This is a genomic window from Serratia sp. JSRIV004, assembly GCF_019968705.1.
In the GTDB taxonomy this organism is placed as follows: domain Bacteria; phylum Pseudomonadota; class Gammaproteobacteria; order Enterobacterales; family Enterobacteriaceae; genus Chania; species Chania fonticola_B.
Genome location: NZ_CP074141.1, coordinates 108,345 through 114,761, shown reverse-complemented (window position 1 = coordinate 114,761; position 6,417 = coordinate 108,345). Strand labels below are relative to the sequence as shown.

The 6,417-nt window shown below is 46.2% G+C and carries 6 protein-coding genes and 1 pseudogene; all 7 read left to right on the top strand.

Annotated elements, in window-relative coordinates; genetic code table 11:
* The first annotated feature begins 288 nt into the window (after window positions 1-288).
* A complete protein-coding gene (locus KGP21_RS29545; RefSeq protein WP_223498411.1) occupies window positions 289-459 on the top strand; it encodes a hypothetical protein in 171 nt (56 codons plus the stop codon).
* An 884-nt stretch (window positions 460-1,343) separates the two neighbouring features.
* Window positions 1,344-1,889 carry a plasmid pRiA4b ORF-3 family protein gene (locus KGP21_RS29540; protein WP_245398329.1) on the top strand — a complete coding sequence of 182 codons (546 nt, stop codon included), beginning with the start codon at window positions 1,344-1,346 and terminating at the stop codon, window positions 1,887-1,889.
* A 179-nt stretch (window positions 1,890-2,068) separates the two neighbouring features.
* A pseudogene (locus KGP21_RS29535) lies at window positions 2,069-2,910 on the top strand (ISKra4 family transposase); the annotation flags it as partial.
* Between the two features lie 530 nt (window positions 2,911-3,440).
* A complete protein-coding gene (locus tag KGP21_RS29530; RefSeq protein WP_223498390.1) occupies window positions 3,441-3,836 on the top strand; it encodes a hypothetical protein in 396 nt (131 codons plus the stop codon).
* 502 nt (window positions 3,837-4,338) lie between these two features.
* Complete coding sequence (locus tag KGP21_RS29525) at window positions 4,339-4,908, top strand: fimbrial protein (RefSeq protein WP_223498391.1); 570 nt, start codon at window positions 4,339-4,341, stop codon at window positions 4,906-4,908.
* A gap of 71 nt (window positions 4,909-4,979) precedes the next feature.
* The gene (locus KGP21_RS29520; protein WP_371822215.1) at window positions 4,980-5,519 is read left to right on the top strand and encodes a fimbrial protein; all 540 of its coding nucleotides are present in this window, start codon (window positions 4,980-4,982) and stop codon (window positions 5,517-5,519) included.
* A gap of 152 nt (window positions 5,520-5,671) precedes the next feature.
* The gene (locus tag KGP21_RS29515; protein WP_223538576.1) at window positions 5,672-6,316 is read left to right on the top strand and encodes a fimbria/pilus periplasmic chaperone; all 645 of its coding nucleotides are present in this window, start codon (window positions 5,672-5,674) and stop codon (window positions 6,314-6,316) included.
* Window positions 6,317-6,417 lie beyond the last annotated feature (101 nt).

The following is a 6,417-nucleotide window of genomic DNA, read 5'->3' as shown; positions in this document are numbered from 1 at the left end:
TTTATTTATTGCTTCTTTGAATTTAAAAATGGTAAGTTTAATTTTGTTTGCAGCGTCAACAACAAGCTTTATGGTATATTACATCTCAACCGGAAATAAAATAGGAGTTAGCCTGATTGTATTGCCAGCGCTAATTTATTTCCCCACCTCGGTAATAACGCAATATATTATAGGATATTCAGTAGAGTTGACTGAGTACATATTATATATTTTCACCGTAGGAAGCATAATCATATCTTCTTTAGTTTATGGCTTTGAATATTGGAGTGATACAAGGAAGCGGCTATCATGAAAAATGATTTAAAAATGGAATGGATGTTTCTCGGAGTGTCAGTTGTGACTGGCCTAAACTGGTTAATGCATCCATTTATGCTAGTACCAACACTCCGGGGCTTAGGCTTGGCGATTGTTTATATTTGCATAAAATTACTGACCAAAAAAAATAGAGTTTCCTATTAGTACAGTCTGGTTATTATTAGCAGCAATAGTATCAATGTGCATTATTAGTGATTTCCAATTAAATACTGAAATGCGAGTGATGTCATCGATTTTTTGCTTCTTTGCATCCTTATTCATGGCTTGGCAGCAATACGTACTCAAAAGGAAGAGGACAAAGATGTGAGCTTAACTAAAAGGCGAGATGAGTTAATTATGTGCGGTCTTAATTTAATGGGTCATGACGTGGGGAGGGGGGGGGATAAAAGGGCATGTTAAGTTCCGTTATGGAAAATTACGACAAAACGTAATGTATGTTGATATAACCACTGACCTATGGTCTGAAAGTATCAGTATATGTTGGAAACCGTATTATGCTGATGGCACAGAGGCGCCAGAATTGACGTTGACCGGATCAGAGATAAAAGCAGTGTCTTTATTTCCTCAGATACTCCTGCCTTTTTCTGATCCGGAAGTTCAGATTGATACTGTGCTTGACCAATTTGACAGGATGGGTTTAGGTCGTAGCCATGACCATCATGCGGCAGATCTACTCTGATGGGGCAGGCTCGCCCCGTTGTCCCCTCCGCGGGATCGGCCTTTCCGACATCCGTGGTTTTCGGAAGGTTCGATGTCTAGGGGGGCCGCTTGGAAAACGGAAAATTAACTACGCTAAGAGGGAGCAGTTTGGAGATCGGGAATTTTTGTACGCTAAGCGTATAAAATACATAAAGTTACGCTCTTAGCGTTCGTTTTCGTTCCATTGGGGAGAGCATGAAAAAGTGTGGGGCAGTCACCGAATGTATCGCCTGCTGGGGCTAGAATATCCAACATTATTTCATAACAATACCTGCTATCTGGCTATGAAGATCTACGTCATCAAAATTACTGTTCGTGGCGTAAGTCCCATGGTCTGGCGTCGGCTAAGAATCGCTGTTGATACGTCGCTGGCCGCACTTCACTCCATTTTCCAGATCGTGCAGGGCTGGGGTGATGATTACCTCCATCAGTTTCATATTTACGGCAAAGATTACGGTATCTCTTACGACGGTGGCATTGGCTTTCCGGATAACCCGTTCCAGACCGTGATTGATGATTTTAGTTTTGATATCGGCGATCGCTTTACCTACGAATACAACTTCTTTGAGCACTGGCTTCATGACGTTCGGGTTGAGGCCATTCATGAAGACTCAACGCTGAAAACACCATTTTGTATGAGCGGCCATGGCATGCCCGGAGCAACGGCTGCGGATGAAGCGGATAAGACGCTGGCTTTTCTGGAGGCCATCGTTAATGCGGATGATGCAACAACGGTCGGAGAAATCCGGATCTTTGTTGACGACCTGGATGCTGTTCGGTTCAATCGCAATAAAATCAACAGGCAATTGAGCAAACTCGACCTGGCGGCGCCAGCACTGGAACCTGAAGTGATCTGGTTGGATCGCCGCCGCTGACGGATATCTATAAAGGTGTCCTTCTCTAATTCAGGAAATTGGCGCGCTCAGGACCAGAGGTGTCAGACTCAGGATCGCCTGCGACCACGTAAGCCTCGGCATTTCAATATATTATAAACTTCGCAACCAGATGAAAAACCAGTAACCAGGAGATAATCCCACCACCGCAGGAGGCAACGATGAAATTGACGCTCCAGATAGTTATAACCGATGAGTCAGGCGTGAGCCGAACGGAAGAACTGATGACATTACAGAAGTCAGGAGATGCCCGAAATGATATCGGATTATCGCTTTCAGAGTCGAAGAGCTTGCTGAATACCGTCCAGCAGTCAATGGTTCAGCAGCAGGCGGACGAATACACTCACCAGCATATCCAGTGTCCTCACTGCCTTGCAGCGCGCAGAATCAAAGGCCGGCAGAAAATACAGTACCGGACACTGTTTGGCATTATTCCCGTATCGGGGCTCCGGGTGTACAGATGCCGCTGCGAAAAAAGTACAACAAAGACCGTCAGCCTTCTCAGTGACTGGGCGGGCGATCACACTCATCCTGCCCTGAAATATATAGAAACCCGCAGGGCCTCAATGATCTCGTATGAAATGACGACCCGTCTGCTGAAAGATATTCTGCCAGTGGGAGACAGCCTAAATGCCTCAACGGTGAGGAATAACTTATGTCAGGTGGCGCAGCGCCTTGATGCAGAGGCAGAAGCGAATTCTGGCTTTCTTTCCGGTTGCCCCCGCGACTGGGGGAACCTGCCCAGACCAGGTAAACCGCTTGTGGTAGGTATTGATGGGGGTTATGTTCGGGATCGGGACGACAAAAAGCGAAATTTTGAAATTATTGCCGGCAAATCCTTTTCAGTCGGGTCTCCGACAGACACGCGCCGCTTTGGTTTTGTCCAGAATGACGACTGCCATCCGGAACGCAGACTAATGGCACACCTCTCCGCCCAGGGAATGCAGGCCAACCAGCAGATATTTTTTTATCCGATGGCGCGGATAACCTGAGGGAACTGCAGTAATTTTGTTGCGTTAATGACATATAAGCAATACGACGCAATAACGCGTATAAGACAAAGCATGTGTCGATTTCGCGTCGGAATTTATGGTTTTGACGCTATCACTGTTCAAATGCTCCCGCTGATCCAATTTGCAGCCGCGAGGTTGCCATGCTCAATAAAAAACACCATTTTTCAATTGGTTATTTTTTTTCTGAACCTGTTGTTTCTTAAAAATACAATAGCATTAAACGATCGATAGTGTATTTTCAATTTGTTTAACCTATAGATTAAATCAATCAATCAAGACTGATTGATCTGTTAAACCGATCAATGTATGATGCGTTTCAAGATAAGTGCCAATGTCAGTCCAAAGCCGTTCGCAAGCATCACAGACTCATTGGGCGTTAAATATACAGGGGCGAACTTCCATGGTGTTGTATTTCAAACGTGTTATTTAGAGGCTCAAATTCGGTAACCTGTTGGTCTCTGTGCATGTTCGTCCATTTTTAGGTTTCCACACGAATCCGTGTGATGTGCGTGTTACTGCCATGACGATGGCCATGCCCCTGATACCCAAGCAGAAAAACAGACAGCGTGGTGTTATGACACAAAAAATTCTCAAAAATGCAGCGCTGCGCCTTCTGGTTGAAAGCGGCAGCGTCAGTGCCTTAAACGTGGTTGGGACTGATGGCGGCTGGATATTAAAGGTTAAGTACGGTCTGAGTGAGCAGACCCTGGCGTCACAGGCTCGCCCGGTCAGGGTGTTCAAAAAGCTGGACACATTGGTCATGTACCTCAAAAAAATTGGGGTTGAACAATTTGATATCGATACATCAGGTTATTCCATTGATGCACGCGCCGGCCTCACTCGTCCGGATCGCTCAGTGGCGCTTAAGCGGATACATGAGGCTGCAGCAAGTCATGTGGAACCAATTAAAAGATAACCTGACGATTAACCTACGTCATGAATGGAATAATTAATGACAATTGTTTCAAGGAAAACACGAACTCCCCCAATGATAGAGGGTGATGGTAAACTGAGTTTTCTTGCCACCACCAAACGGAGGGTATTCTGAATAATATGTCATTGTTTTCCGGCGTCGCAGGTGATGGCTTTGTTGCCTTTTTCACTCTCACTCTCACCCTCACTGATTAAGTGGTGAGAATAAAAAAGTAAATATATATCATAAAAATCTTACAGTTAAATGGGTGACTGGAATCTGTAAGTTACGTTTCAATAATGAGATAAGTGAACAACACCATGATGAGAAAATGAAGATAATCCACCTGTGAAATCATTGTGATTTTCACAATGTAAACAATCATTCTTTACTGGGCATTTTAACGCTCAATACAGTGTATGAGTGAGAGCTAAATTATTATTTCTCCTCATACTGCATTCGATATGCACACTTTTTCAATAAACTCTAAACATGGCTAAACAGTATGAAAATTAAGTTAATTTCTTCTATCATCGCAGTCTCGTCACTTGCATTTCCGATGATCTCTTCCGCTGCAACAACAGTTAATGGTGGAACCATCAAATTTACAGGTGAAGTCGTTAACGCCGCCTGCGCAGTTGATGCCGGCTCATCCGATATGACAGTTCGTCTTGGGCAAGTCCGCACGGCCATGCTTAATCAGGCAGGAGCAAAAAGTGGTCACCAGTCTTTTACTATCGTCCTGAAAGACTGCGACACTACCGTATCAACTAAAGCATCTGTGGCTTTCCAAGGAGTTGCGAGTGGTTCAACTGGGGGAGCGATACCAACACCTTTTGATAACGTTTTGGGGTTGAGTGGCGGTGCCGCAGGGCAGGCGACAAATGTAGGTATTCAGCTTTTCTCTGACAATGACACAACGCCATTGAAAGTCGATGGCACTCAGTTCTCCACGCCGAAAACACTGAGTGATGGTGAAAACAGGCTTTCTTTCATGGCTGCATACTATGCAACCGGCGTAGCTACTGCGGGCTCGGCTAACGCAGAAGCAAACTTTAAGGTTCAGTACCAATAATTCTCACTGCAAGGAAGCACTCAAGGTCAGGATGACCTGTTTTGCGTAGCCCGCCCAGGAGAAAAGCTATGTTGAAAATGCAATCGGCGTTTTTTTTGATGCTGCTGCCTCCTGTTGTCTTCGCTGGTAATCAATGGAACGTGACAGTCGCAGGTGGAAACATGCGATTTCAGGGAGAGATTATTGCTGAGGCCTGCCGTGTTGAAGCGGGGAGTCATAACATGACCGTGATTATGGGACAGGTTAGCAGCAACCGGTTTCACGCTGTAGGAGAGGACGCGGGACCTACCCCCTTTGAAATTAATCTGTTGGACTGCAGCACCGCGGTAAGCCAACGGGTTAGCGTGGCTTTTCATGGTATAGCCGATGGCAAAAACCCGGAGCTCCTGTCAGTCGGCGAGGGGAATGGTGTGGCATCGGGCGTTGGAGTGGCCATTTTTGATGAAAAGAACCAGTTAATCCCGGTCAATGGCCCCGTGCGTTCTTGGACCACATTACCCAATGACGGCCCTTTATCTGTGCATTTTGTCGCTAAATACCGCGCTACCGGGCATACCGTAACGGGTGGTGCAGCCAATGCTGAGGCCTGGTTTTCCCTGACATATGAATAACGCGTGGTTTTTGCAATACATCACACGTTCACCGAAAAGACAAAATCACTATACCGGAGTTGTAGTAATCCATGTTTACCAAAATGAATCCCCAACATATGCCAGTATCACTGGCTCGCCTTTTGCTGACCGCTATTGTCGGTACGGCTATCATGCTTTGCGCCACTCATGCAGATGCCGGTGTGGCTCTTGGCACCACACGCGTGATATACCCGTCTGACCAAAAGCAAGTGCAATTGGCGGTCACTAACAACGATGAAAAAAGCACCTTTCTGATACAGTCATGGGTGGAGAATAGTGACGGAAAAAAAGATGGGCGTTTTGTGATTACACCGCCGCTGTTTGCCATGCAGGGAAAAAAAGAAAATACCCTGCGTATTATCGATGCAACCAATAACAAGCTTCCCCAGGACCGCGAAAGTCTCTTCTGGATTAATGTGAAGGCCATTCCCTCTGCCAGCAAGGTCGAGAAGAGTGAGAACACCTTGCAACTGGCTATTACCAGTCGTATCAAACTCTATTATCGTCCTGTCGGACTGACGTTGAAACCGGAGATTGCGGCAGAAAAGCTGCGCTTCAGTCGTCAGGGGACGGAGTTGAAACTCATTAATCCCACGCCGTATTTTCTGACGGTCACTGAGTTGAACGCCGGTACCCGCATCCTGGAGAATGCACTCGTGCCTCCGATGGGAGAAACCACGGTAAAAATGCCCACAGACGCCGGAACAGCCATCACCTATAAAACCATCAACGACTACGGTGCAGTGACGCCCCAGATGAAAGGGGTGATGCAGTAATACGGTGTCTGTCACATCGGTAGTGGATGCCACCGAGTGATGAAATATCAAGTTCCCCTTGAGCGATGTGTGTTGTCGCAGAGGTGGGGGTCTTTTACTGA